Source organism: Pseudoalteromonas sp. SG43-7, assembly GCF_014164295.1.
Taxonomy (GTDB): Bacteria; Pseudomonadota; Gammaproteobacteria; order Enterobacterales; family Alteromonadaceae; genus Pseudoalteromonas; species Pseudoalteromonas rhizosphaerae.
Window position 1 is genome coordinate 32,870 of sequence record NZ_JACJEY010000006.1, and the last position, 24,539, is coordinate 57,408.

A 24,539-nucleotide genomic window follows, 5' to 3' on the forward strand; every position below is an offset into this window, starting at 1 on the left:
GGATAGCGGTCTTATTATCACCTTGCATTAAGATAATAAAGCGGCCGCTAGGCGTACAAAGTCTGACGAGGTAAGTATACCCACGAGTTTATTTTTTTCAGTGATCACAGGCATGCAACCATGGCGGTTATCAACAAAAAACCGAGCAACATCTTGCAGTGGTTGGGTTGCTAGTACAGTGGCAAAATCGGTTGCCATAATAGTGTGTATTTTCGTTTGTTTTTCCTTTCGTTCAAGTGCGCTAGGGCTGTAATTAGCCATAATATTCATCACTTGGGCAATCATGATTTTTTGTGTCAACATACCCACTAGTTCGCCATTGTGATCAATTACCGGAATATGGCGGATATTTTTTTCCTTCATTAGATTATGTGCGTCGTGTAGGGTGTTTTCTGCACTTACGGCATATGGATCTGATGTCATTAAATCTGCAACTGTTTGGCTCATTTTGGCTCCTGTTAAATTACTAACCAGAACTTTGGTTAAAAAGGTTTACTAAAATAGCTACTGGAGACAGATTTATTATCCAGAGCTCATATTATTATTTATTCTAGCCTGGTTTTTTCTTATTGCACTTTATCAAGATCAAGGCTTTGTATTTTGTATAGAAATAGTTTTTAGCTTGGCCATCCATAGCCATTGAGGATAGATTTATTATCCGAAGCTCAGATTATTTATCTTTATGCGAAAAATTATCCCTGAGTGTACCAACCCAGCTTGAAAATTTATGCATCGCCGAGCTGCCTTTGCCCAGTAGCTCATGCATTTCTGCTTCAAAATGGATTTGTTCTTTACTACTTGGCTCTGGTAATGGCGGTAAAATATGAGCAAAGTAGGTTTTATCAAGCAGGCGGTGTAATAACCGCTCGCCAATAAAGGGCTTGCCGCTGTTGAGCGCTCTAGCTCCTTTAATTAGGTTACGAATATCATATTGGGTTGGGCTAATGTCGGGCACTTGTTTAGGGATATTAAGTAACTTATATACCCCAATACGTGCTGTACGAATAGAGGCTTCCATCGTGAATATAATATCGTTGTGGGTTTCAACAAATTGACCAATCAAACCTAAGTTTGTACAACCTTCAGGAACTGAGGTGGGTCTGTCACCAGCTGCACGAGTCATAAATTGAGCTGTGATATAAGGCATTAGCGCTGTACGTATCTTGGTATTGGCAATGATTTCATCAAGCTGCTGTTCAATGCCCAAATGGTAGCAAAGCTCCGTAATTATTTCTTCACCGCTACATTGTGGCATTGTTTTAACGATACGATTACCTTGTTTGTCCATTAATAAACCATAGACCCAAAGTACTAACGTATCATCGGGTTGATCTGGAAAATGAGGTTGGCGGTTACACGTTACACTCAATAGCCAGTTAGAGTCTGTAAAAGTAATAATGCCGCCAGTTACCGTGCGACCAGAGTAAGGATCGTTTACTGATAATGTCTTTAGCTTATCTATAAGTGGGGATGGCTTGCAAGTTAGTGTGGCTGACTCCCACATAGATTTATCAATATCGCCATAAAATTTTTCGGGTTTACCAAAAACAGCTGATTTCTTCGCGAGGTTTTTCCATAAATTCCACCCGCTATTTTCGCCGGGATCGTGTTTTTCACAGTTTAGCTCGGGCACATTTTGCATGTCGCCATAAGCGGTATGCTCTGTCATTGAACCCGTTAGTGCATAAACTAAATCGTCTGGAGCAACGTTAATATGCTGTGCTTGACCTTTTATAGTGGCATGGATCCCCGTTACGGTTTTTTTATTACCGGTAAATGTTATATCCAGATCGTTTACACGGCTTGCAAATTGAAAATTCACGCCTTTGTCTCGTAATAAATTAGCAAGCGGTTTAATAAAGGTATCGTATTGATTATATTTCGGAAAAAGTAAAACAGACATGTCGGCAAAGCCATCAATAGAATCAAGAAAGCGATGCAAATACAGTTTAGTTTCTAACAAGCTATGACAATTTTTAAAGGCAAACATAGTACGAAATAAAAACCAAAAATTGCTTTGTAAAAAACCTTTGCTGAAATAGTCTTCAATGCTGAGATCGTCAAGCTCTTCTTTGCGCTTGAGCATTAAACGGATCAGCTCCCATTGCTGGGCTTTATTCAGGCCAAAGTCACTTGCATCGAGTATCTCACCGCATTTATTTATTAAACGGGCTTGTGAGTAATTAGCGTCGTTATCATTAATTAAACGGTACTCATCAAGCACAGAATAGCCTTCGGGCAGTTCAACAGCGGGAACGTCTTGAAACAGATCCCACAAGGTGTCGTAATTCCAGTTCATTTCACGGCCACCACGAATAATATAGCCGTCATCAGGGTTACCCGCGCCATCCATTGAACCGCCTTCAATATCCATTTCTTCCAAAATGGTAATATTTTCAGCGCTCATATGGCCATCACGGATAAGATAAAATGCCGCTGCTAGGCCACCAATACCTCCACCAATGATCCAAGCATTACGTTTTTCTATACCGGGTGTAGGCAGCGTTTTATGACGTGCATAAGGAGCAATAAAATCATGAGGGGGCAAGGTATTAAGTGGTTTATTGCCCCAAAAATCAGCCGTTGCGTCAGCTTCATGTTGGAAATTACTTGCTGCGGTTGCAGAAATATTAAACTTCGCTATTGCTTTATTCGTCATTAGCCATCCCTCTTCATGAATATAGATAAGTGTCAGTACTGTTTGCAAGTCTCTCCATAATTGCACGAGGCAAGCATAGTCATGTTGCAGTAGATCAAAGTTTTAGTTCGCGAGGGGGTTTATAAGTTAGCTGCTGGAAATTGATTTGTTATCCGAAATTGAGGTTAACAATGGCAACTTAACCAAGTTGCCATTGTTAAGGCGTTTATTTTTTTTATTACTCACAGCATACTAAAAAGTACCGAGGCGACTAACAATACAGCCATAAAAATATTGAATGCTCGTAGGCGCTTGCGATCTTTTAGCCATACTTGTAGCTTTTGTCCGACTAACGTCCATGAGCAGACACAGGGTAAATTAACTATACCGAAAATAAGACCTACAAGTACCACTGCACCAATTCCTTTGGATGGGGCATAAACACTCACTGCACTTAATGCCATAGTCCAGGCTTTCGGGTTAACCCATTGAAATAAAGATGCTTGTACAAAAGAAAAAGGTCTAGTATCGCTATTTTTAGCACCGATAGGAGTTTTATTACTGGCAATTTTATAAGCAAGATAAAGCAAATAAGCCATGCAAAGCACTTTTAATAGCTGGTAACTCCATGGAACAAAGTCAAATAATTGCATGACACCTAAACCAACCAATACGAGCATGATCACAAAGCCAATTGTTACGCCGAGTAAATGTGGCAATGAACGTTTAAAACCAAAGTTAGCGCCTGAGTTCATTAACATCAGGTTGTTAGGACCTGGGGTGATGGAAGATACAAGTGCAAATAATGCTAATGCTGATACCAATTCAATATTCATTTATAGTTGCTCAGTTGATAATGATTGTGCAATTATATTTTGTATGGCTCGCAATTTTTGCGCTTATTAATCTATTAAAAATTTACTTTAGCAACTTAATATGAAAAAAGATCGAATTAACGACAGGATATTGCAAGAATTAAAGCGCAGTGGTCGAATTGCCAACGCTGAACTTGCTGATTTGGTTGGTTTATCCCCATCAGCATGCTTGCGCCGTGTACAAGAGTTAGAAAAAGCAGGTGTGATCAAAGGCTACCGAGCAGTTATTAATAATCAAGCGTTTGGACTTGGTTTTGTCGCGTATGTGGGGGTGGGTTTAAATGAGCACTCTACGAAATCACAACGAGCTTTTGAACAAGCACTTGAGTTTATTGATGAAGTTAAAGAGTGCCATAATGTCACAGGAGCATTTGAATATTTACTTAGAGTAGAAACCGCTGATATTAAGTCTTATAAAGCATTCCATGCTGATGTTTTAGGATCAATCCCACAGGTACGAACGATCACTTCGCATGTAGTGATGGACTCACCAAAAGATGAGCGGGCGTAAAGTAGTTGGATAATCTATCTTATTAATAGTTGAGGTTAATAGAGCCTTGCTCGCAAAGCTCAAAATTAAGGCGAATTAATTAAATATTATCTTTCATAGTAGTTACATGCGCCTTTAGTTGAATAACCATTTGGGCTTGCTTTATACCATCCAGATCCAGGGCTGGCTTGAGCACACATCCTATAACCATTTACTTTACTTGCATATACATACCATGGATCAGTAGCGGCAGATGCATTAGATGCTATTGCTGTAAATATAAAAGTTGCAAGCAATAAAGTGGTGTTAATTAATTTCATATCATCATCCTTATTTATAATTTAATATATTGATTTTAAATGAGTATTAAATTTAAAATCAATAGTGTACCGATATTAGCACTGTGTATTGTTTGCGTAAAGGGTTCTTTAAAAGCATGTGTTATGAAAAAATTTAGGTGTAGGGAATTTGCACATAAAGGGATTTTCATTTTAATAAGTATGCTGGCGTTATTTATGTTGCTTCGATTTAACATTAGGACATATTAAGGTAAGTTTTTGATAAACTTGTAGCCACATAGAAGTCACAGGCAATAGTCAGCTTTTTATGTGAAGAAGAGCCATTTTATTGTTAGAATGGCTCTTCTTTAGTTAAGAACTATAGTAACTATCATCGCTGATACGCAGTGCCATACAATCGCTGTGGCCGTTTATAATCATGCTTTTATCAACGCGTACGCCAGCACCGGCGTATTTACCTGCTGCGGTAAAACTACATATTTGCACAAAGTAATCAGCTACTTTAGGAAGGGCAAATAACTGCTGGTATATTTGCTCTTGAGAGGCAAAATGACCCGTTGTTTTTTCTATTACGTGTTGTTGTTCATCAACGAGTTGAATATTTGCACCGCATCGACCAACAATCGGTTTAACGACATAGCCTGTTTGCAATAGCTCATCATTTAAATCAAATGCAGTATTGAGTAAAAACGGATGATTTGGAAATAAACTCCACAGTACTGGCAAAATTGCTTTATTACTGGGTATTAATGTCCATAGCGGCTCAAAAACCATCACATTTTTACGAAGTAATACATCGACCAAGCGTGGGGTTTTACCAGATTGCCAGTGCGGCTCAAAATCATCGCTTTGGGATTGATCTGCCTCACACTCTAGTCTTATTTGATCAAGAGCGGTTTCCCATGACCATGTTTTCCAAACGTAACTGAGTTTTTCGCCATCAGCATCAACAATATTGCCCGCTGCGTCCCAGTGTAAATCAGTCAAACCAATGATTACTTTGCACTCAAAACCAGCGGCTTCAATGGCTTCTTTCATAAACAATGCATGGTAATGTTCTTCTGGCTCATCATCTTGCAATATATGGACAAGGCCGTTTACTTCACTTTTTCGCCATGCCCTTACTAAATCTTTAAATAAATCATGGCCGGCATCAATGCCCGTTTTAACACCAAAGTGTTTGGCCCATTTACCTTGTACTTTGCCACTTTCCATATAGCACGATGCTGAATCGCAGTTGTATTCATAGACTTTCAAGCCTGCGGGAGTTAATGCAAAATCAAATCGACTGGTGATCAGTTGATTTAAGCGATTATCCCAGGATTGGCGGATCTTATTGAGCACCGCATCGGGTAAATTAAACTTTTTTAATAGCTCAGGATACTGCAGTACATAGTCTGTTGCATGCATAAACAAGCCATGTAATTCATTGGTAGCATGTTCAATAGTTTGTTGAGCGGTTTTTGAAATTGTAAAATAATGATGTTGATCAGCATTAACTGAAGTCAATTTATGCCCATGCATCATCTCTACGTAGGCTGCTTCATCGTCATTGGCAATGTTAAGCCATGACTTAGTGGCTTGCCCATAATCAGTGGCATATTGGGCTTTTATGGCAAACAGATCAGTGCTTATTTCAGGCGTCGGTTCACTAAATTCGCTGTGCTCAGTTTGTGTCATCCAGCCTAAAATAGTGGCGTCACTGTAAGAGCACTCAATCCAGTAGTCACCTTCTTTTGTGACTTTCGCTTTGAGTTCGCGACACCACTGTTGATCTTGCGGCCATAGCTGATGGGCCACGTTTTGTTCAGCAAGACGAATTTTATCCTGATGTACTTCAACCACCACCGCAACATGGCCAGTTTCTTCAAATTCACCGCCTTCTTCCCAAATGAGTAAACTTCCTACCACTGGGTGGTGTTTTGCACCATTACGAAATGCTTGTAAAGGCAACCTAGTTTGATTGTTTATGTCACGCACTGAGCGTAGCTCAAAAATATCGTAAGCCATTGCAACATCATCAAAAATATAGCCATGATTGAGATACATCCAGCGTCGCGCAAATTCAACACATTGCCATTTATAGCCCATGTAAATACCATCGAGGTAACTACGATAGGCGCTACGGTTAGGATAAATTGTTTCGTCAGCTGTATCGTAATCAGACGAATAAACAGCAACATTACCAGGCGCATAACCTAATAATTCACCAAACTGACTGACAGGAACGCGGGATTTAATAGACAAAGTAATTCAAAATTAAGGAGTGATAATTTGCAGACTATAGGAGTGAATAAGGCCGATAGCAAGATAATAAATATAATCTTTCAGGCATTTTATATGTTGCTGCTAGATGCGTTAACCAACCGTTATTGCGTATTACAAAGAGCTCATTAATCACTTAATTATCATTTAGTTGATTTACGTCTTTATTGTCCCCATATTAACTAAAAACAGTCATTAAAGGGAAGTTATGCGTCATTATCCATTATATAAAATTGATGAAAAATGTTTACGTCGCTTAGGTCAGGGAATTTTAAAAACTTATAATTTAAATAAAATTATAGGTTTAGATACTGAAAAAGCAATCGCTAAAGAGTGTGAAGACTTACTTGCGCTGAATGAAGATTGTAATGCAGAGCATTTTGCCGAGCTTCGTCAAAGGCGGGCAATTAGTGACAGCGTGCCAGATGATGATCTATACGCGCAAGTTGTAGAAGCTGATGATGGTAGCTTATTTATAGTCAGTGTTTGTCGTAATGATGATGACGAGACTATGTTTGAAGTGTTTAGTGAGCATCCGTTATCAGAACCATTACTTGCACAGCTGGTCCGCTATATTAGTAAGGTATTTTGCTGGTGTACGCCTAGATATATTTGTATATGGCCAGCACCAGGATCAATACCAGCCAAACAACTGCTAAGTTTGGCCGGTAGCCGCGCTGTTGATTCATTGTTAGCAGCACAAGATCCTAAACTGACTGTTGATGAATTACTCTGTGCAGATATTGCATTGCAGCCGTTTGAACTTGATAAAGATTGGCCTTGGTATGAGCGTGACTATACTCAGTTTTTAATGCAGCATCCTGAAATGGCAACAATAGTACCAATTAGCGAAAAAGACGATATCAGCGAAGCTATTGCAGCCGGATTGTGCAGCGCGGCGTTTTATAGAGGTAAGCCACTGGGTATGATAATGGCTGAGTCGAGCGATGAGCTAGGGTTTAACGGTTTACTAATCAGTGATATTTTTATTACTGGGCAATTTAGAGGACAGGGCTTTGCATCCCCAATGCAGCGTTTATATTATCAACAGCATATGCAAGATTTTGAATTTTTCTTTGGCTACATTCATGCTGATAATAAACCTTCGTATAACAATGCACTTAAACAAGGACGAGAGTTGCTGCGCCAAGAAGTGTACCTTCCTGCGCATTTATTCTTATAGTTGTTTTGCTATTAATTTCAAAAAAATTAATCAGCTAGAGTAAAAACTTGGTGTTGTCTTGTGGCAATATAGTGGTAATTAAGCTAGCCTTTTTATGGTTATTAGTTTTATTAAGTATGATATGAAGCCTAAACGTTTGACTCGTTATTTGCCGCTTAATTCATTAGTTATGTGCTTGGCAGCTTTGCCAAGTTTTTCATATAGTAATGAGCAAGATACTAACCTATTTGAGATCCCGCTTGAGAGCTTACTTAACATTGAAGTTGTGAGCCCTTCACAAACCGTAAAAAAGATAAGCCAAGCGCCGAATATTATTAGCTCAGTTAACGCCACTCAAATTGCAAGTATGGGCGCGCGAACGCTATCAGATATATTGAAAATGTTGCCTGGCGTACAAATACTATCGCGGCGAAATGGCCGAGACATGGTGTGGATCCGAGGCATTCCATCAGGTCGAAACAGCAAAGTAATGTTAACTATTGATGGCGTACCTCAGCGGGAAGGCTTAGTTGGAGGCTGGTCTTCTGATGAACAGATACAAATAAATAATATTGAGCGAATAGAAGTTATCCGCGGACCAGGATCTGCATTATATGGTGGTGATGCATATTCAGGTTTGATTTCTATTTTTACGAAAGCAAAAGCGCCTGAACGAACTCGCATCTCAGCAGGGGTTGCCAGTTACGACCGTCAATCAGCTACTATCAATACGGGGAAAGAGTTTGCGGGCGGAACATTTGTTTTGTCAGGGCGACTCTTAGATAGCAAAGGCTATCCTCAACAATATGACCGCAACGGTTTTGCATCAACACATGATAATAATGTTGATGCTAAAAGTCTGGGAGTGTCTTTACGCAATGAACAGTGGCAATTTGCTATAAATTATGATGATTACACGACAGAGTATCCTCATTATTCGTCAAATCAATATAAATCTCAACGCTATCAAACACTCAGTGCGCACATTCAAAATAAACTTAGCTTTGATAAATTATCGATAGAAAATCAATTGTATACCTACAAGGTGAAGCGCTACTTTGAGCGCACGATTACCGATCTGCAGGGCAATATTGATTTTTATTCTGACTCAGACTTGGATTCCACATCAAATGGTGTGCGCAGTCAGTGGAGTTACGCGTTTAATCCAAATCACCATGCTATTTTGGGGCTGACCTTTCAACAACGTCAAGTTGGTGAATATCATGAGACGATAAAAAAACAAAACGCGGTAGAAGTTAATGAGTATGAATCAAGGGTGATTCGAGATGGTGACTTAACACCATCAAGCCATAACCGAGCTATTTACTTTCAACAAGAATCACTATTTTTTGAGCAACGCTTAGGATTGACGGTTGGTGTGCGGGTTGATGACTACCCTGAGTTCAGCTCAGAAACTTCTCCGCGGATTGCTGTGACTTATCAAGGTAATGAACAGTGGTCTGGTAAATTGATATGGGGAACGGCTTTTCGAGCGCCTACTTTTTTACAGCAATATGAAGTGCGCAGTGACAATAATATATCAGGAAATCCAAATCTAAATCCTGAACAAATAGAGACATTTGAAGGTGAGTGGGTTTATCATTTTTCAGCTAATAATAATATTACTCTGCGCGGGTTTAGCAGTTACTTGAGTGAGTTTATTCAGTCTGTAAATGGTAAGCCTTACGAAAATAGCAGTGAGCAATTACACGTTCCTGGATATGAAGTTGAGTGGAATAATCAATATTATGCAGATTGGTCTCACTTTAACCGCATTAGTACTTCATTTAATTATACCCGAGTTAATTCAGAGCAAGCGTCATTGGCAAAAGATACATTAAATTGGCTGCTGTTTATGGAGGATGAGCAATTTTCATTTTATGCGGGAATTTATTACCTTAGTCGGCGTAACCAAAGCCTAAGCTATCATACCAGTGTAAAAGTGCCAGAAATTGCACAACGAGATAATAAAGGTAGCTACTGGACTTTGGATGCTCACTTGAGTTATCGCCCTAGTAAGCAAAGTGCGTGGCAATGGACTATTGGTGTAAAAAATATGTTTGATAAACAGCATTATAACCCTACCTATGCGCCAGATAGCTACTATGACGTAAGGAAAGAGCCACAAAGTTATGAAATGAGTGTGGCATTGTCATTTTAATAGGATGACCTGCTAGGTTATTTAAAACAGTTAATGCAAAGCGGGTTATCAAGGTGCTTTTTAAATTCAATGTTTGCTGATAGCCATGTTGAAGGCTAACTTGCTTGTATGGTCCTGGGCAACACTTGTCCTGCGAATAGATATAAATATTGACTTCATCCAATATAGAATATTGCAATATCTCTCCTAAATATGCACAACTTTAGGTCTAAAAATAAATCCTAACAGAGGTAATAGTTAACTTTAGAGCGAAGTTTTTTAATTTGTTGAAATAGTTTTCCTCTTTCGTCGGTCTTTGCATGTGGGCACTAATAATAATAATCATTTCAAGAGGTCGTGAGTAGGATGACTAAAGTTAAACGCAGTAGGTTGGGTATGCCAGCGATACTTTATCGAGGTAGCTTATTACTAGGGTCGATGGCTGTTTTTGCAACGGCGACACTTTATTTTGCAGGCGCATTTAATCGTGATGCAGTAACAGCACAAAAATTTGTTGATTTGCAGCAAGGTGACACACCACATGCCGGTTTTCGTCGTGCGCATGCTAAGGGTATGTGTATAACGGGTAATTTTGAATCAACAGGGGCACTATCTTCTTACTCGGTCGCAGAGGTGTTTAAAAAGGGCAGTACGCCATTTTATGGGCGTTTCTCAATTGCAGGTAATAATCCAACCGCGCCAGATTTAAAAGCACCGGTGCGCAGTCTAGCATTTGCAGTAAACAGTGGCACAGTCGATGAATGGCGTGTTGCTATGAATACGCCTCCTGTAATGGCAGTTGCTACACCTGAGGCATTTTTTCAGCAATTGCAGGCATTATCACCGGATCCTATAACAAAACAACGAGACCCAGAAAAAATAACAGCGTTCTTTAAAGCACATCCAGAAAGTAAAGCATTTAATGATTGGAAAGCTGACTATGTGCCTGCCAATAGTTTTGCCGCTGAACGTTATCACAGTATCAATGCGTTTTATTTACATAATGAGCTAGGTGATAAACAAGCTGTGCGTTGGGCTGCGCGTCCGCACAAAGCGACAAATAATGCTGCGATGCTCGATACGTCATCGGCCAACGCACTTCAACAAGAGTTGGCATCACGTTTAGATCAAAACGCTGTTAAATTTGATTTAATTTTTACCTTAGCGGCGTCTAATGATGATGAGAATAATCCAACCATACCGTGGCCCTCAGATAGACAGACGATAAATGCTGGCACATTATCAATCGTTTCTTGGCACAACCAAGAAAACGCAGCCTGTGGCGACGCAAACTTTGATCCGTTGGTGTTACCGCAGGGCATGAGTGCGACAGCCGATCCGATTTTACGTGCGCGTGGCGCCGCGTATGCGCAGTCATATCGTCGTCGTGCAAAAGAAACATTGTTAGGTGCTAAAGTTAGCGCAACAAACGGAGGTGAATAATGTCAGCAAATAAGGGCTACTCAGCAGGCAGTCGGTTATTACATTGGGTGATGGCGCTGATGTTAATATCGATGCTATTTTTAGGGTTATCAATGGTACAAAGCTTGGCCGTTTGGCAGGTTGAGGCTGTCACCTTACATAAATCTACCGGTATTTTAGCGCTCACTTTAGTTGTGCTGAGATTAATAAATAAAGTGTACAGCTGCACGCCTACTTTACCCACTGAGTTACCTAGGTTGCAGCGGTTTGCAGCTCATATCACTCACTTTGGGCTTTATTGCGCGATGATACTGATGCCGCTATCTGGCTGGTTAATGCAAAATGCGGACGGGCGCGTGGTGCAGTTTTTTGGGTTATTTCAGTTACCTAATTTGCTTGACGCTGATATTAAATACTTTGCATTTTTCCGAGAAATGCATGGCATTGTAGCTTGGTTGTTTTTAGCAATGATTTTTATGCACATCAGTGCCGCGCTTTATCATGGTTTAATCAAACGTGATGGCGTTATGAGCGCAATGCTGACAGGCAAAAAGTAGCTGTAATAAAGCTCACTTAGGTATTCATTCCAAGAAAAAGGCCAGTTTTACTGGCCTTTATGCATTTTAGTTTATTCATAGCTGCGGGCTTTTTTGGTTTTAATTACGGCAATATAGCCGTGCCAGCTGGCATAGCTAAGTAGTGGCATAATCACTATAAAACCAGTAGCACCAGTGACAAAACCAAGGGCTACGAGTATAAAAATACATGCAGACCAAACAATCATCGCTGAAAAGTTGGTTTTAACGGCATTCATTGAAGACATAACCGCGGTCATTATATCGACCCGTCTTTCCATCATAATTTGTGGAGTAAATGCTGAAATAGCAAATACAGTAACCAGCAAAATTCCGCCGATAATGGTACCTAAAGTTAAAAAAGCGGAGAGTTCTTCAAATGTAGGATTAGCATGACTGGGGTAAAGTGCATGAACTATCGCTGCCAGACGCATCCATATAATCATTATTACCATCAGTAAAATTGCAAATCCCCATTCACCGACCGGATTTCTGAACATTGATTTTAGAGAATGGCTAAGTGTTGGTGTGTGGCCTTTTTCTAGCTCCCAAGCAACATCATAGAGACCTACCGCAAATACCGGGCCGATCAGAGCAAATGCGACACTGGCTGGTAAAACAACTAAGTAGCTGTCAGTGAACACCGCGAAATAGACAATTGCCAGCGGGATCAGAGTGAAAACAATCCCATAAATCAAGCTTAAAATAGGGGCTCTGGCCATATCTTTAAAGGCCAGTGCCAGCCAATGAAATGCTGCAAAAGTGCTGACCTTATTGCACTCTAAACAGCGCGCAAATTCGGAGTGTTTATCTATTGTGTTTGTTGACGGCATAAGGAACTTCCTCTAAAGGCTATTCTTAAGGTTTAGAACATTTGGCCGCTATTTACAAATTTTCAATTAAGCTTTTTATGCCTCATAAATGGGGGGAGTATCATATTTAATAGGATATCAATTTTGACTTTGTTGAATGAGTAAAAGTAATTCTGCGGTTGCGCTGGCATCAGCGAGTGCTCGGTGATGGCTTGTTAGGTTTAAGTCAAAATGCGCACTGAGGTTACCTAAAGAGTATGATTTTAAACCAGCAAACGCTTTGCGAGATTCAACCACAGTACATAATTTTGGCATTTTAAAGTGGATACCCGCCATTTCACATTCTTTACGAATAAAGCCGTAATCAAAGTTTACATTGTGAGCCACAAAAATAGTGCCTTTTAGTTTATTAAGTAAAGTCTCAGCTATTTCAGTAAAGCGTGGTGCAGTTGCTACCATTGCGTCATTAATACCGGTTAAAGACACTATAAACTTAGGAATGCGCATTTGCGGGTTGATAAGTGTTGACCAAGTATCAATTACTTTGCCGTGTTGCATTTTAACTATGCCAATTTCGGTGATCCGATTGCCGCCTTTTAAACTACCAGTGGTTTCAATGTCGACCACGCTGTAAATACGATTGGGATCATTAACCCATTTTACGGCCGCAATGTGTACATTGAATCCATTACTTTTGAGGCAATCAATCGTTGTTAGCTGATTACGTCTTAATTTATCACCTGGGGCTTTTACTTCTTCAAAATGGAGTTTATTAGCATTTAGCACCATCAAATCAGGGTAACCATCTTTAAGCTGCATAAAGCGCATGGTCATATTCTTTAAGTGACTTTTTAGCGCTGCTAATGAGCTATTTAAAATCAGCACTTCTAATGGTCGTAATAGCTCGCTATGCCAGCGAAACAGCCCATTAGCTTGTTCAAAATAATGGGCGGCACTTTTACACACGTGTTTTAGTAAATCATCCGGTGTTTGCCAGTTTGCTAGTAGTGCTTCAATTTGTTGGTGTTGGGTATGATAAAAGCAGTCGGTTCTCAATGATTGTGGAAACATATCAAACTCATTGCAAGGTGGGGTGGGAGTATCTATATAAAGCTCGCGCCAAAAAACTAAACCAAAAAGGCTCTGCCAAAGCGTATTTTCGGTATAAAAAACAGTTAACCCTTGTTGAGTGTAGTGTTCTGTAACACCTTGCTCTACATCGTTTCGATAAACTTCGTCAATTTCAATAACACATTGCGTATCGGCGAGCATTGCACTTAAGCGAGAGCGAGTTTGCTTGTTAAATTTACGCATTAAAAAGTCATCAGCAAAATACAGTAAATCATCAGTGAGCGGATCTTCGATGATGGTTTCAAGCTGGATTTTTACCCACTCTTTATTACCTTGGCGGTATTGCTCGCGTATTTGTAATTCAGTTGCTTCAGCGCTATTTTCACAGGCATTTAAAAGTGTAAAACACAGCTCAATATTATATTTTTTTAGTTGTTGGTGAAGTCGTAAAAGGAGCTTGTTTTTAAGGTTGACTGCTAATGTACCTTCGGCCGGTTGATTAATAAGCTCAATAGCTAAAGCTTGATATTCGTCATCACTTTGCGCGCTTTTAAATGCCATGCGATAACGATTTAGCGCGTAGTTAGATTGCGCCTCCTCACGTGTATCAAAGCGAGCTAAACTTACTGTATGGTTTTCTCGTGTGGTTCTTAGGCCCAAATCACGCAGTACAAAGCTATTTTGATGGTTAATATCACCAGTGCTTAAGCGGCCTATGTATAGAAATTCAAAGTATTCATACACAGCAAATCGGTTATTAATAACAAACTGGTTATAAAGGCAGGTTAAATGTTCCGGCTTAGTAGCAAAAAAATCGCAAGTCTGTGCTACTAATTGCGCTTTAGTAACGCTTTTTTTAATACTAGGTTGGATATCGAAAGGCGCAAGTAGTGCTAGCAATGCGGGTTTAGTTAGATGTGTGAGTACGTGTTGATAGTCAGTGTAATTTGGATGACTAATGAGCTGTGCTGTTTTTAGCTCTTCGAGTGCCAGTGTAGGGCTGTCTATTTCATTATAATTAAGCGTGGTGATTGCTACGAGTAAAGGTTTACGAGAATAAATGCGTGCCAGCATGCACTGGCCTTGCTCAGTAAGCCGGTTTACTTTATTAATGAAATCGACGTGTTTTTGCTCTAATAAGTGTCTGCATTGAGTGTCGATAAATGTTATTAGCTCTTTAAAGTGGGCTAAATAATATTTTTCGGGTAATTCTTTTTTCATAACACACCGTAACTGTATAAAAAAACAGTATCTAGCATTTGCTTTAAGTAATCAAGAGTCGGTTAGTTGTTTTAGAATATCAGCCATAACTTGATTGTTATATTGATGGACGATGCGTTGACTCTTAAAAAGCTGTGGTAATTCAATTAACAAAACGACGATGATTAAAAATACGCCAAAGCTATAAATAGTGAGTATGCCAATTAGCATCAGCGTTAAATTCACCGCACCACGTTGAAATTTACCTAAGTAAAAGTGGTGTAAACCTGCGGCAAAAAACCAATTAAGTACCGCATAAGTATCAGGGTCTTTAACGAGACGCTTTTCTTGCTGGTAAAATAGTTTACGCTGTTCAGGGGACAATGCATTTACTTCTGAACGAAGCTGCTCTTCTTGAGCATTTAGTTGTTCTGGTGTCATGGCATTAATAAGCCTCAAGGAAGTGGATCGGATTTTACGGTTACACAGTCGGGGTTATTGCAACGCCGTATTCTTTTTACGCCAATAAATAGACCTTTCACTAGCCCATATTTAGTAATTGCTTGATGAGTAAACTCTGAGCAGGAAGGACTGAAATTACAACTAATATTAAAATGTGCCTTAGCGCCGCCATTTTTTTGATAGCGGCGAATTGCACTAAGCGTCATTGCTTTAAGCACGGTTTCTGCCTAACGTTAAGATCACAGCTTCGCGTGACCAAAATAGCAAAAAACGTTTGCTTTCGATAACCTGAAATACCAGTTGCCAGCCATTTTGTGCTTCATCATTAAGTGTTGCTTCTAGCCTTTTAAGTGGTAACCCGCTCGAACCTAGCAGCAATGTGCCACAGCCACCTTCAACAACATGCAATACTTTATATTCATTAAAATTAGACATCGAGTTTCCTATAGTTTGTTTTTTTGATAGATAATTCTGTGATTTTAAAAGTGATACCTGAGACTAACCAGATATGATTTTCAACCTAATATAGCTGATTTTTTTCGCATTTACTTAAAAAGCAGCTGTTTTTCGATTTTTTTCGCAACTTTTTTCTAAGCCGATTTATCAACGCTAGGACAGTTACTTAGGGTCACTTAGCTCTCTTCATTTTAGCCTATTCACAGTTTGTCAACCTTGAATTATCAGTTCCATTACTTTAATCTTTATTTTTATTGAACGTTCAATTAATAAAAATATGCCTAAAGTTGGAATGGAACCTGTCCGTCGTCAGCAGCTAATTGACGCTACTATTAGTTCGGTTGCTGAATTTGGCTTACAAGCAACAACCATTAATAGTATCAGTAAAAAAGCAGGATTATCGTCGGGCATTATTAGTCATTATTTTGGTGGTAAGCAGGGCTTGATAGAAGCCACTGTGCGTTATTTATTAACCAATCTAAAACACGAGCTGATCAAACAAGTAACGCCAACAACGACCCCTGAGCAAAGGTTAATGCTGATAATAGAAGCTAACTTTGCCAGATTACAACAGCGCAGCGATACCACTAAAACTTGGTTAAGCTTTTGGGCGCAATCGATGCACGATGTTCAGTTGCATCGCTTACAGAACGTAAATAGCCGACGACTTCTTAGTAATTTAGTCAGCTCATTTAAACAATTGATGGGTGATGATGAAGCCAAACTTGCAGCGCAATTATGTGCGGCAATGATCGATGGCTTATGGTTAAGAGCGGTACTAAGTAAGTCTGATCAAGATCAATTTGCACATTGTGAACTGCTAGCAAAAAACTTTGTATGTTCACTTATCAAACAGTATGGAGCTTAATGTGACAACACCTGTTTATCAAAACTTTATCAATGGTCACTTTTTAAAAAATCAAAGTGGCGAAACATTTGCAGTTAAAAACCCAGCAACAGATGACGTAATTTATTATGTAGAAGTGGCAGATGCGTTTATTCAAAATGCGGCTATTCAAAGTGCTAAACAAGGATTTGCTGCATGGTCAACTATGAGTCCGATTGAACGTAGTCGTATCTTACTAAAAGCTGTTGCATTATTGCGCGAGCGTAATGATTTACTTGCAAAAATAGAAGTGCTAGATACCGGTAAACCATGGCAAGAAGCCGAGTGTGTTGATGTGCAAACTGGCGCTGATGTAATCGAGTATTTTGCAGGGCTAGCACCTGCCCAAGTTGGCCAGCAACAAATGGTCGGCGAAGATTTTTATTATACCCGTAAAGAGCCATTAGGGATTTGTGCCGGAATTGGTGCGTGGAACTACCCGCTGCAAATCGCTTGTTGGAAATCCGGCCCAGCTTTGGCTGCCGGAAATGCATTTATTTTTAAACCTTCTGAAGAAACACCACTTGGCGCAATTAAGCTTGCCGAAATATTCATCGAAGCGGGTGTACCTGCAGGCGTGTTCAACGTGGTGCAAGGTGCAGCAGAAGTTGGCCAGTGGTTAACACAATCAGCTGATATTGAGAAAGTATCGTTTACCGGCGAAGTAGGCACAGGTAAAAAAGTAGTTGCTAGTGCTGCGGGTTCATTAAAAGATGTCACCATGGAACTTGGTGGTAAATCACCACTGCTAGTATTTGATGATGCCGATATTTCACAGGCAGTAAGTGCTGCAATGTTAGGTAATTTTTATACGCAAGGTGAAATTTGCACTAACTGCACCCGTATTTATGTTCACAAAAATGTTTATCAGCAATTTATTGATGAGCTTAAAACACGCACTGAAGAAAATATTATAGCGGGCGATCCACTCGATCCTAACGTTAACTTTGGCGCATTAATTTCCAAAAAGCATCAACAATTAGTGATGAGCTATATCGATAAAGGCATCAGCGAAGGTGCAACGTTATTAACGGGTGGTAAAACACTTAGCCCAGCCTCTGCACCAAACGGTTACTTTGTTGCACCAACGGTATTTATTGATTGCACTGATGATATGACGATCGTCAAAGAAGAAATCTTTGGTCCCGTAATGAGCGTATTAACCTTTGATGACGAAGATGATGTAATTCGCCGTGCTAACGATACTCACTTAGGCCTTGCTGCAGGCGTGTTTACTAAAGATATTAAGCGCGCACACCGTGTTATTCATCAGCTGCAAGCAGGTATTTGTTGGATCAACAGCTACGGCAATTCGCCAGCAGAAATGCCTGTGGGCGGTTATAAGCAGTCAGGTATCGGTCGTGAAAATGGCATTGAAACACTTGATCATTACACCCAAACTAAATCGATTTATGTCGGTATGACTAATATAGAGAGCCCATTTTAATGACTGCACTAACGTATGATTACATCATAGTGGGTGCAGGGTCGGCGGGCTGTGTACTGGCTAATCGTTTATCCGAAGATAGCAGCAACCGCGTTTTATTATTAGAGACTGGCGGCAGCGATAAAAGCATTTTTATTAAAATGCCTACCGCGCTATCAATTCCGATGAATTCAGATAAATACGCGTGGCAGTTTCATAGTGAAGCTGAACCGTATCTAGATGATCGTCAAATGCACTGCCCGCGTGGCAAAGTGTTAGGTGGCTCATCATCTATCAATGGCATGGTGTATGTACGTGGCCATGCTAAAGACTTTGATGAATGGCAACAACATGGTGCACAAGGGTGGGATTATCAATCCTGTTTACCGTATTTTCAAAAAGCAGAATCATTCTATTTAGGTAAAAACGACTATCGTGGTGATAGCGGCCCTTTGGGTGTGAACAACGGTAATGAAATGGCGAACCCGCTTTATAAAGCCTTTATCAAAGCGGGCCAGCAAGCCGGATATGCAGCCACTGACGATTATAACGCAGCGCAGCAAGAGGGTTTTGGTCCAATGCACATGACCGTTAAAGACGGTGTGCGCAGCTCTGCAAGTCGTGAATATTTAGACCCAGTGAAGTCACGTAAAAACTTAGTTATTGTTACTGGTGCGTTGGCTGAAAAGGTGTTGCTTGAAGGCAAAAAAGCCGTTGGTGTGCAGTACAAAGTTAATGGCGATATTGTTAAAGCAAAGGCCAGTAAAGACGTTATTTTAAGTGCCGGTCCGATTGGTTCACCGCATTTATTGCAACTTTCGGGTATTGGCGACAGCGAAATACTTAAAGCAGTTGGTATCGAGGTTAAGCACCATTTACCCGGAGTTGGGCAAAACCTGCAAGATCACTTGGAGTTTTATTTCCAGTATAAGTGTAAGCAGCCAATTACCTTAAACGGCAAGCTTGGCCTTATTTCAAAGGGCCTTATTGGCGCGCGTTGGTTATTAAACCGCAGTGGCCTTGGGGCGACTAATCATTTTGAATCTTGTGCATTTATTCGCTCAAAACCGGGGGTTGAGTGGCCTGATATTCAATATCACTTTTTACCTGCGGCAATTCGTTATGACGGTAAAAGTGCTTTTGATGGCCATGGTTTTCAAGTCCATGTAGGGCATAACAAGCCTAAAAGCCGCGGTGCAGTAACGATTAAATCGGCTGATCCAACGGTTGCACCTAAGATCCAATTTAACTATTTACAGCATCAAGATGATATTGAAGGGTTTAGAGCCTGTGTGCGTTTAACGCGTGAAATCATTGAGCAAAGTGCGTTTGATGATTACCGCGATGGCGAAATCCAACCAGGTAAAGAGATTCAAACTGATGAACAAATAGATGCTTTTGTACGTCAGGCAGTTGAGAGTGCTTACCATCCTTCATGTTCATGCAAAATGGGTGAAGATGAACTGGCAGTAGTAAACTCAAACACTCAAGTACATGGCATTGAGGGACTGCATGTGGTGGATTCATCAATCTTCCCAACGGTTCCTAACGGAAATTTAAATGCGCCAACCATTATGGTGGCAGAAAAAGCGGCTGACTTAATTTTAGGTAAGCCACCACTTAGTAAATCGCAAGCAAAGGTTGCCATCGATTCACAATGGCAAACTGTGCAGCGTAGTTCGGAGATTTAATAAAGTCACCTGCAGCATACTTTGTGCTGTGGGGCTTGCAGTGGCGCGCATCATAAGTTGTTTGTGGTGCGTTAATGCGAGGCTAAAAACACGGAGACGTAATGATGTATTTTCATTTATTTTGGGGAGGGAATTATGACCTTATGGCTTAGCGCAGGCATTATTTTCACCCTACTAGCAATTGTTGCAATTTTAGTAAAATGGGGCAATGTAAAGTGTGTTGGCGTCACACCGGTAAGAACATTTACCTTTATCGCCATCTTATTTACATCAGGCTTAGATGTTGGCTTGATCATGTTTCCACTCACTGAGTTTGCAGGTTATGCAGACATAAAAGCAAGCCCAGAGTACGCGTTTGCCAATCCACTAGCTATCGAGTTTGGTTATTGGGGCTTTCTGATCTGGGGATTCTATTTCCTTACGTGCTTTTATTTCTGTGTAATAGAACCTAAAGTGAAATTTTTCGAAATTCCTTGGGTTAAATTAATCAATAACGTAGTTATTATTGGTACTTGTGCCTTCACCGCTTTCTTATTGCTCTCTAACCTACCTTGGTATTTACCTAGTCTTGGTGATGGTGAGTCGATTATTCCGTCATTTTACTTAATTGTATTCGCAGCTATTTGCTTTGCGGTGTATTCAAGCACCGATATTAAATATGTACGTTTTCTAAGTATTTCAACTACCTGGTTATTTATAGCGCTAATTGGTTTTATGTGGTTTGGCGCATTTATGGGCGAAAATGGCCAAGTGTCAGATTTTACAAATAATTTAACGTTAATTGGTAGTTACTTTGGCAATATTAATCAGTTTGTACTGCCACTCAATGATTACCATGAGTTTTATTTATTTTGGTGGTTTGCGTGGAGTATTATGATTGGTCAATTCACATCGCGTTTTGTCGGTGGATTAAAAACCTATCAAGTATTGGGGGCAATGTTAATTTTCCCTTCAATCCCAATCGCAATTTGGTTTGGCGTGCTTTATCAGTATCACGAAGCAGGTATTGCTACGCAAGGGATCAAAAATATTGCAATGGTATTTGTTGGCGTAGTGTTTGTGATCAACTCGCTTGATTCACTGATCCGTTTATACACCGACAATATGGGTATGACGGTTAAACGTTTAGGTAAATTTAAATATATTGCGCTAAATGTTGTCGCTCTTTCATTATTAACCCTATTATTTAAGCAGAACTTTCTACAAATCCAGTGGGTCGGGGTGTTAGTGATTGGTTTGTTCTTTGCGTGTGCAGCCTATATTGCCTATAGCAAAGTTAAAACTGTGAGTAACATTGATAGTTCGCCGAAAGACAACAAAATTGACTACACAAAAATTGAATCAGCTAGCTAGATATTAGCTTATACAGTAGCGAAGGAATTAACATGACAACACAAAAAACATTATTAGCAGTCGCATTACCGTTTGCACTTTTTTCAACCTCAGTATTGGCTGATTGGTCAGCAACCGTAACCGGTGCATCAGATTATACCTTTAATGGTGTGAGCCAAACGCAAAACGACCCAGCGTTACAAGGTAGCCTTGATTATTCATTTGGCGAGTCAGGCATGTATGCTGGCACGTGGGCGTCAAACGTTGACTTTGGTGACGACACAAATATTGAATGGGATGCTTACTTCGGTCGCTATGCGCAGTTAAATGAAGCGCTCAGTATTGATTACGGCCTTGCGTATTACAGTTACCATGGGCAAAGCAACTCAAGCGATGGTAACTACTTTGAAGCTTACACTAAATTTGGTTACGCAAGTGAGTTAGGGCAAACAGAGCTTAACTTTTGGTATAGCTGGGATTATTTTGGTACCGGCGCAGGTCATGTGATTTCTATGGTTGCACACACTATTGAACTTGCACCTAATCACGCACTGCGTGCCAGCTTTGATATTTCAAATTCACTCGATGGCGATAAGTTTGCATGGGATACCGATGGTAAATCGTATAACCACTATCGTCTTGCTTATCAAACAAGTTTAGCGGGTTTTGATATTGAGGTAGCGGGCGAGAACACCAGCCTAGATATTGATACTGCAGATGAGCGTATTGTATTGTCGATAGGCCGTACATTCTCACTTTAAGTTTTAAAAGTTTGTTTAAGCACCAAAGCGGCCATATGATATGGCCGTTTTTTATCTTTCCTCACTCATTTAAACGCGAGTTATTGGCTATATAAATCTAACAGTAAAGCGGTTTAAGCCAGCCATGAAGACCGTATAGGTGCTTATTAAAGCAAGCATAACTATGCTATCAGCATGATCAAACATGTAGTTTGCCAGTCCCATATTTAATCCAAACGTTAAGCATAAAATTCCACTTAGTAAGTTTATGTTTTTGCAAATATTACCGATTGAAAAGCTAAGTAGTAAACCAGCAGCACAGGCTAACGAGTAACTTAAAGCATTAACTAGTAACAACTCTTGTTTAGCAAGAGTAAGCGCAGCTGCTGTGCTAAAACACAGTAAAGCTACGAGTGCTGCTAATTTTAAAACACTGTAACTAAGTGCGACTTTTGCGCTGTAGCTAGTGTTGTAAATTGGTAGGGTAAATAACAGCTCCCATGAGTTTTGCTTTTGTACTTTGCTCCATAAACTTAATGTAACAATCGCGAATAGATTCAGCGTTAAAACAAAAATGGCCTGCTCAGTGATATTATAAAATAGATTCGCCACTACACCGAAAAAACATAAAAGTGTAGTTAAAATAAGGTATTGAGAGAGTCCAGAGCCAACAAAGTAGCTAAGAGGGAATAACCCTTTATTAATAGAGCTGCCGTAATTTGATAAAAAACCACTGGGAACTGGCGACCAACCAGATTGCAGACCATTACGATAATTTAGTAATGAATCGGGGCGCCATTTGTACGCAGATGTAAAGCTTTTATGAAATAACACGATAGCAATAAAAGCAACGACGTTAACGGGTATTAGCCAAACTGGCAGTTGCTCAATAAGCACACACACTAAGGTAGCTATAAAGAAGCTGAAATAGCAAACAGAGGTAAATAAATGGCTGAATGAGCGATTTAAAAACCAGATAATAATGCCAACAAGATTGGCCATCGTGAGCGTTGCTAATAGATTGATATTGCCCGCAATTATGATACTCAAGATAGAAATTAAGTTACTCAATATAATGAATACTTTACCTTGAAACATCACATGTTTACGGTAACCAACAACTAAACTCTGCCATTCAGTGGCTTGCAAGCGAATACTTTGCCAAGCTATCGCGCTGTACATACAAATAATTGAAAACATGATCATTAGTCCGATCAGATCTTCAATACCTGTAGCTATAAGGCATAGTAATGTCGTTATAATTGCAGCGATGAAATAACTGGCACAGCCGACGTCTTTTAACCAAAAACTGACAGCACCTTGATACCATGGACATTTACTGGCTTGCATCATCCATGTAACTCCACAAACAGCTGTTCAAGTGACAGTGTATTAATTGCTAAAGCACCAACAATAACTTCACCGGTATAGCCATAAATGATGGCACAATTTTGCTGCCTGTTAAGTATCGTGTATGCGCTGAGATCGATAGTTGGATCTTTAAAGCTGACTTTTCTAACGGTGTCGCGAATGACATCTAATTCGTCGAGTAACAGTAACTCGCCTTGTTTTATAAGTGCAATGTGGCTGGCGACGCGTTCTATGTCAGAGGTGATATGTGATGAAAATAAAATTCCGGAGCCCGAATCTATTGCTAAATCGAAAAGATCACTCATAAATTCACGCCGAGCAATTGGGTCTAAGCTCGCCACCGGCTCGTCTAAAATAAGTAGCTGGGGTCTGTAGGCCATGGCCATAATAAGGGCCAAAGTTTGACGCTGGCCGATTGAGAGATCATTAATCGCATCCTTGCTATTCAATTCAAAGCGCGCGAGCCATTTTGCTTCTAATTGCATATCCCAATTTGGGTAAAAACTGCGATGTAATGCCAAAGCGTCAGCAATTTTAAAACCTTCATAACCAAACGTTTGCTGGGCGACATAACCAATTTTTTGTTTACTGCTGGCACTTAATTGATGACTTAATTCACCTAATGCTTGTACTTCACCCTCATCAGGCTTTACTAAACCCAGCGCGCTACGTAATAAGGTTGTTTTACCTGCACCATTTTTACCTAATAAACCAATCACCATGCCAGGCTCAACATTAAGGTTGATGTTGTTTAATATCAGACGTTGGTTGTAATGTTTAGAGACATTTTTATAGCTAAGAAGTGGTTGTGTCATTGTTATAATTCCCACCGTTTTTTTATTAGTTCGGTTAAAGTCGGTTGTGGCACATCGAGTTGTTTGGCTTGCTGAATAAGTTGATCGATAGCTTTAAAAAGTAAGCTCTCTTGTTGATCGGTTTGTTGTGCTGTTTTTTGTGCGACACGGGTTGCTTGGCCACGGCGTCGTTCTAACCAACCTTGATCCACTAATTGACCAATCGCTCTGGAAACTGTCATAGGATTAACAGCAAAGTGATCCGCTATTTTTCTCACGGACGGAAGCTCTTCACCTGCAGCTATTTGCTCACCTACAATTAAACGCACAATTTGTTCATGTAATTGCTTATAAATGGGATCGCCACTATTGGGGTTGACATTAATAAATTCTAGCATTACTCTTTCTCTACTGTATTAATACATTAATACA

The 24,539-nt window shown here is 40.0% G+C and carries 23 protein-coding genes; 10 read left to right on the forward strand and 13 right to left on the reverse strand.

What is annotated here, in order from left to right:
* Nucleotides 1–27: 27 nt before the first annotated feature.
* The 3 genes from H5200_RS03905 to H5200_RS03915 all read right to left on the reverse strand — a co-directional run bounded on the left by H5200_RS03905 (nt 28) and on the right by H5200_RS03915 (nt 3,474).
* A complete protein-coding gene (locus H5200_RS03905; RefSeq protein WP_149981766.1) occupies nt 28–447 on the reverse strand; it encodes an HPP family protein in 420 nt (139 codons plus the stop codon).
* A 223-nt stretch (nt 448–670) separates the two neighbouring features.
* The gene (locus tag H5200_RS03910; RefSeq protein ID WP_182717993.1) at nt 671–2,659 is read right to left on the reverse strand and encodes an oleate hydratase; all 1,989 of its coding nucleotides are present in this window, start codon (nt 2,657–2,659) and stop codon (nt 671–673) included.
* Nucleotides 2,660–2,880: 221 nt separating this feature from the next.
* Nucleotides 2,881–3,474 carry a LysE family translocator gene (locus tag H5200_RS03915; RefSeq protein WP_182760979.1) on the reverse strand — a complete coding sequence of 198 codons (594 nt, stop codon included), beginning with the start codon at nt 3,472–3,474 and terminating at the stop codon, nt 2,881–2,883.
* A 100-nt stretch (nt 3,475–3,574) separates the two neighbouring features.
* Here H5200_RS03915 and H5200_RS03920 point away from each other — a divergent pair, with 100 nt between their 5' ends.
* Nucleotides 3,575–4,024 carry an Lrp/AsnC family transcriptional regulator gene (locus H5200_RS03920; protein WP_149981764.1) on the forward strand — a complete coding sequence of 150 codons (450 nt, stop codon included), beginning with the start codon at nt 3,575–3,577 and terminating at the stop codon, nt 4,022–4,024.
* A gap of 86 nt (nt 4,025–4,110) precedes the next feature.
* On the opposite strand, the gene H5200_RS03925 is transcribed toward H5200_RS03920, so the two are convergent.
* Both H5200_RS03925 and gss read right to left on the reverse strand, forming a co-directional pair.
* Nucleotides 4,111–4,323, reverse strand: a complete 213-nt coding sequence (locus H5200_RS03925; protein WP_149981763.1) for a hypothetical protein — start codon at nt 4,321–4,323, stop codon at nt 4,111–4,113.
* 330 nt (nt 4,324–4,653) lie between these two features.
* Complete coding sequence (gene gss, locus H5200_RS03930) at nt 4,654–6,543, reverse strand: bifunctional glutathionylspermidine amidase/synthase (protein WP_182761017.1); 1,890 nt, start codon at nt 6,541–6,543, stop codon at nt 4,654–4,656.
* Nucleotides 6,544–6,775: 232 nt separating this feature from the next.
* On the opposite strand from gss, the gene H5200_RS03935 reads away from it, so the two are divergent.
* From H5200_RS03935 to H5200_RS03950, 4 genes are all read left to right on the forward strand, one after another.
* On the forward strand, nt 6,776–7,750 hold the full coding sequence (locus H5200_RS03935; RefSeq protein WP_182760980.1) for a hypothetical protein: 975 nt from the start codon (nt 6,776–6,778) through the stop codon (nt 7,748–7,750).
* A 121-nt stretch (nt 7,751–7,871) separates the two neighbouring features.
* On the forward strand, nt 7,872–9,890 hold the full coding sequence (locus H5200_RS03940) for a TonB-dependent siderophore receptor (RefSeq protein ID WP_182760981.1): 2,019 nt from the start codon (nt 7,872–7,874) through the stop codon (nt 9,888–9,890).
* Between the two features lie 375 nt (nt 9,891–10,265).
* Nucleotides 10,266–11,312, forward strand: a complete 1,047-nt coding sequence (locus H5200_RS03945; RefSeq protein ID WP_182760982.1) for a catalase family peroxidase — start codon at nt 10,266–10,268, stop codon at nt 11,310–11,312.
* Nucleotides 11,312–11,848: a cytochrome b gene (locus H5200_RS03950; protein WP_182760983.1), complete on the forward strand. Its 537-nt coding sequence runs from the start codon at nt 11,312–11,314 to the stop codon at nt 11,846–11,848. The genes H5200_RS03945 and H5200_RS03950 overlap by 1 nt, the downstream gene beginning before the upstream one ends.
* A 71-nt stretch (nt 11,849–11,919) precedes the next feature.
* On the opposite strand, the gene H5200_RS03955 is transcribed toward H5200_RS03950, so the two are convergent.
* The 5 genes from H5200_RS03955 to H5200_RS03975 all read right to left on the reverse strand — a co-directional run bounded on the left by H5200_RS03955 (nt 11,920) and on the right by H5200_RS03975 (nt 15,846).
* On the reverse strand, nt 11,920–12,699 hold the full coding sequence (locus H5200_RS03955; protein ID WP_145240784.1) for a DUF2189 domain-containing protein: 780 nt from the start codon (nt 12,697–12,699) through the stop codon (nt 11,920–11,922).
* A gap of 117 nt (nt 12,700–12,816) precedes the next feature.
* Entirely contained in the window at nt 12,817–14,970 is a 2,154-nt protein-coding gene (locus H5200_RS03960; RefSeq protein ID WP_182760984.1) for an exonuclease domain-containing protein, read from the reverse strand.
* 51 nt (nt 14,971–15,021) lie between these two features.
* Nucleotides 15,022–15,390, reverse strand: coding sequence for a TM2 domain-containing protein (locus H5200_RS03965; protein WP_182760985.1), 369 nt, complete (start codon nt 15,388–15,390; stop codon nt 15,022–15,024).
* Nucleotides 15,391–15,404: 14 nt separating this feature from the next.
* Nucleotides 15,405–15,617, reverse strand: a complete 213-nt coding sequence (gene yidD, locus H5200_RS03970) for a membrane protein insertion efficiency factor YidD (protein ID WP_220491300.1) — start codon at nt 15,615–15,617, stop codon at nt 15,405–15,407.
* A 4-nt stretch (nt 15,618–15,621) separates the two neighbouring features.
* Entirely contained in the window at nt 15,622–15,846 is a 225-nt protein-coding gene (locus tag H5200_RS03975) for a DUF4177 domain-containing protein (protein WP_145240804.1), read from the reverse strand.
* Between the two features lie 298 nt (nt 15,847–16,144).
* Here H5200_RS03975 and betI point away from each other — a divergent pair, with 298 nt between their 5' ends.
* From betI to H5200_RS04000, 5 genes are all read left to right on the forward strand, one after another.
* Nucleotides 16,145–16,735 carry a transcriptional regulator BetI gene (gene betI / locus H5200_RS03980; protein ID WP_182760986.1) on the forward strand — a complete coding sequence of 197 codons (591 nt, stop codon included), beginning with the start codon at nt 16,145–16,147 and terminating at the stop codon, nt 16,733–16,735.
* A 1-nt stretch (nt 16,736) separates the two neighbouring features.
* Nucleotides 16,737–18,200 carry a betaine-aldehyde dehydrogenase gene (gene betB / locus H5200_RS03985; RefSeq protein ID WP_182760987.1) on the forward strand — a complete coding sequence of 488 codons (1,464 nt, stop codon included), beginning with the start codon at nt 16,737–16,739 and terminating at the stop codon, nt 18,198–18,200.
* Complete coding sequence (gene betA / locus H5200_RS03990) at nt 18,200–19,870, forward strand: choline dehydrogenase (RefSeq protein WP_182760988.1); 1,671 nt, start codon at nt 18,200–18,202, stop codon at nt 19,868–19,870. Before betB ends, betA begins: the two co-directional genes overlap by 1 nt.
* A 135-nt stretch (nt 19,871–20,005) precedes the next feature.
* On the forward strand, nt 20,006–21,223 hold the full coding sequence (locus tag H5200_RS03995; RefSeq protein ID WP_149981751.1) for a BCCT family transporter: 1,218 nt from the start codon (nt 20,006–20,008) through the stop codon (nt 21,221–21,223).
* A 32-nt stretch (nt 21,224–21,255) separates the two neighbouring features.
* A complete protein-coding gene (locus tag H5200_RS04000; RefSeq protein WP_145240814.1) occupies nt 21,256–21,963 on the forward strand; it encodes a TorF family putative porin in 708 nt (235 codons plus the stop codon).
* Between the two features lie 87 nt (nt 21,964–22,050).
* Here H5200_RS04000 and H5200_RS04005 read toward each other — a convergent pair whose 3' ends face one another.
* From H5200_RS04005 to H5200_RS04015, 3 genes are read right to left on the reverse strand one after another with little or no spacing between them, the layout of a single operon-like run.
* Complete coding sequence (locus H5200_RS04005) at nt 22,051–23,295, reverse strand: hypothetical protein (protein WP_182760989.1); 1,245 nt, start codon at nt 23,293–23,295, stop codon at nt 22,051–22,053.
* Nucleotides 23,292–24,128 carry an ABC transporter ATP-binding protein gene (locus H5200_RS04010; protein ID WP_182760990.1) on the reverse strand — a complete coding sequence of 279 codons (837 nt, stop codon included), beginning with the start codon at nt 24,126–24,128 and terminating at the stop codon, nt 23,292–23,294. The genes H5200_RS04005 and H5200_RS04010 overlap by 4 nt, the downstream gene beginning before the upstream one ends.
* A 2-nt stretch (nt 24,129–24,130) precedes the next feature.
* Entirely contained in the window at nt 24,131–24,505 is a 375-nt protein-coding gene (locus tag H5200_RS04015) for a GntR family transcriptional regulator (RefSeq protein ID WP_145240826.1), read from the reverse strand.
* Nucleotides 24,506–24,539: the final 34 nt, after the last annotated feature.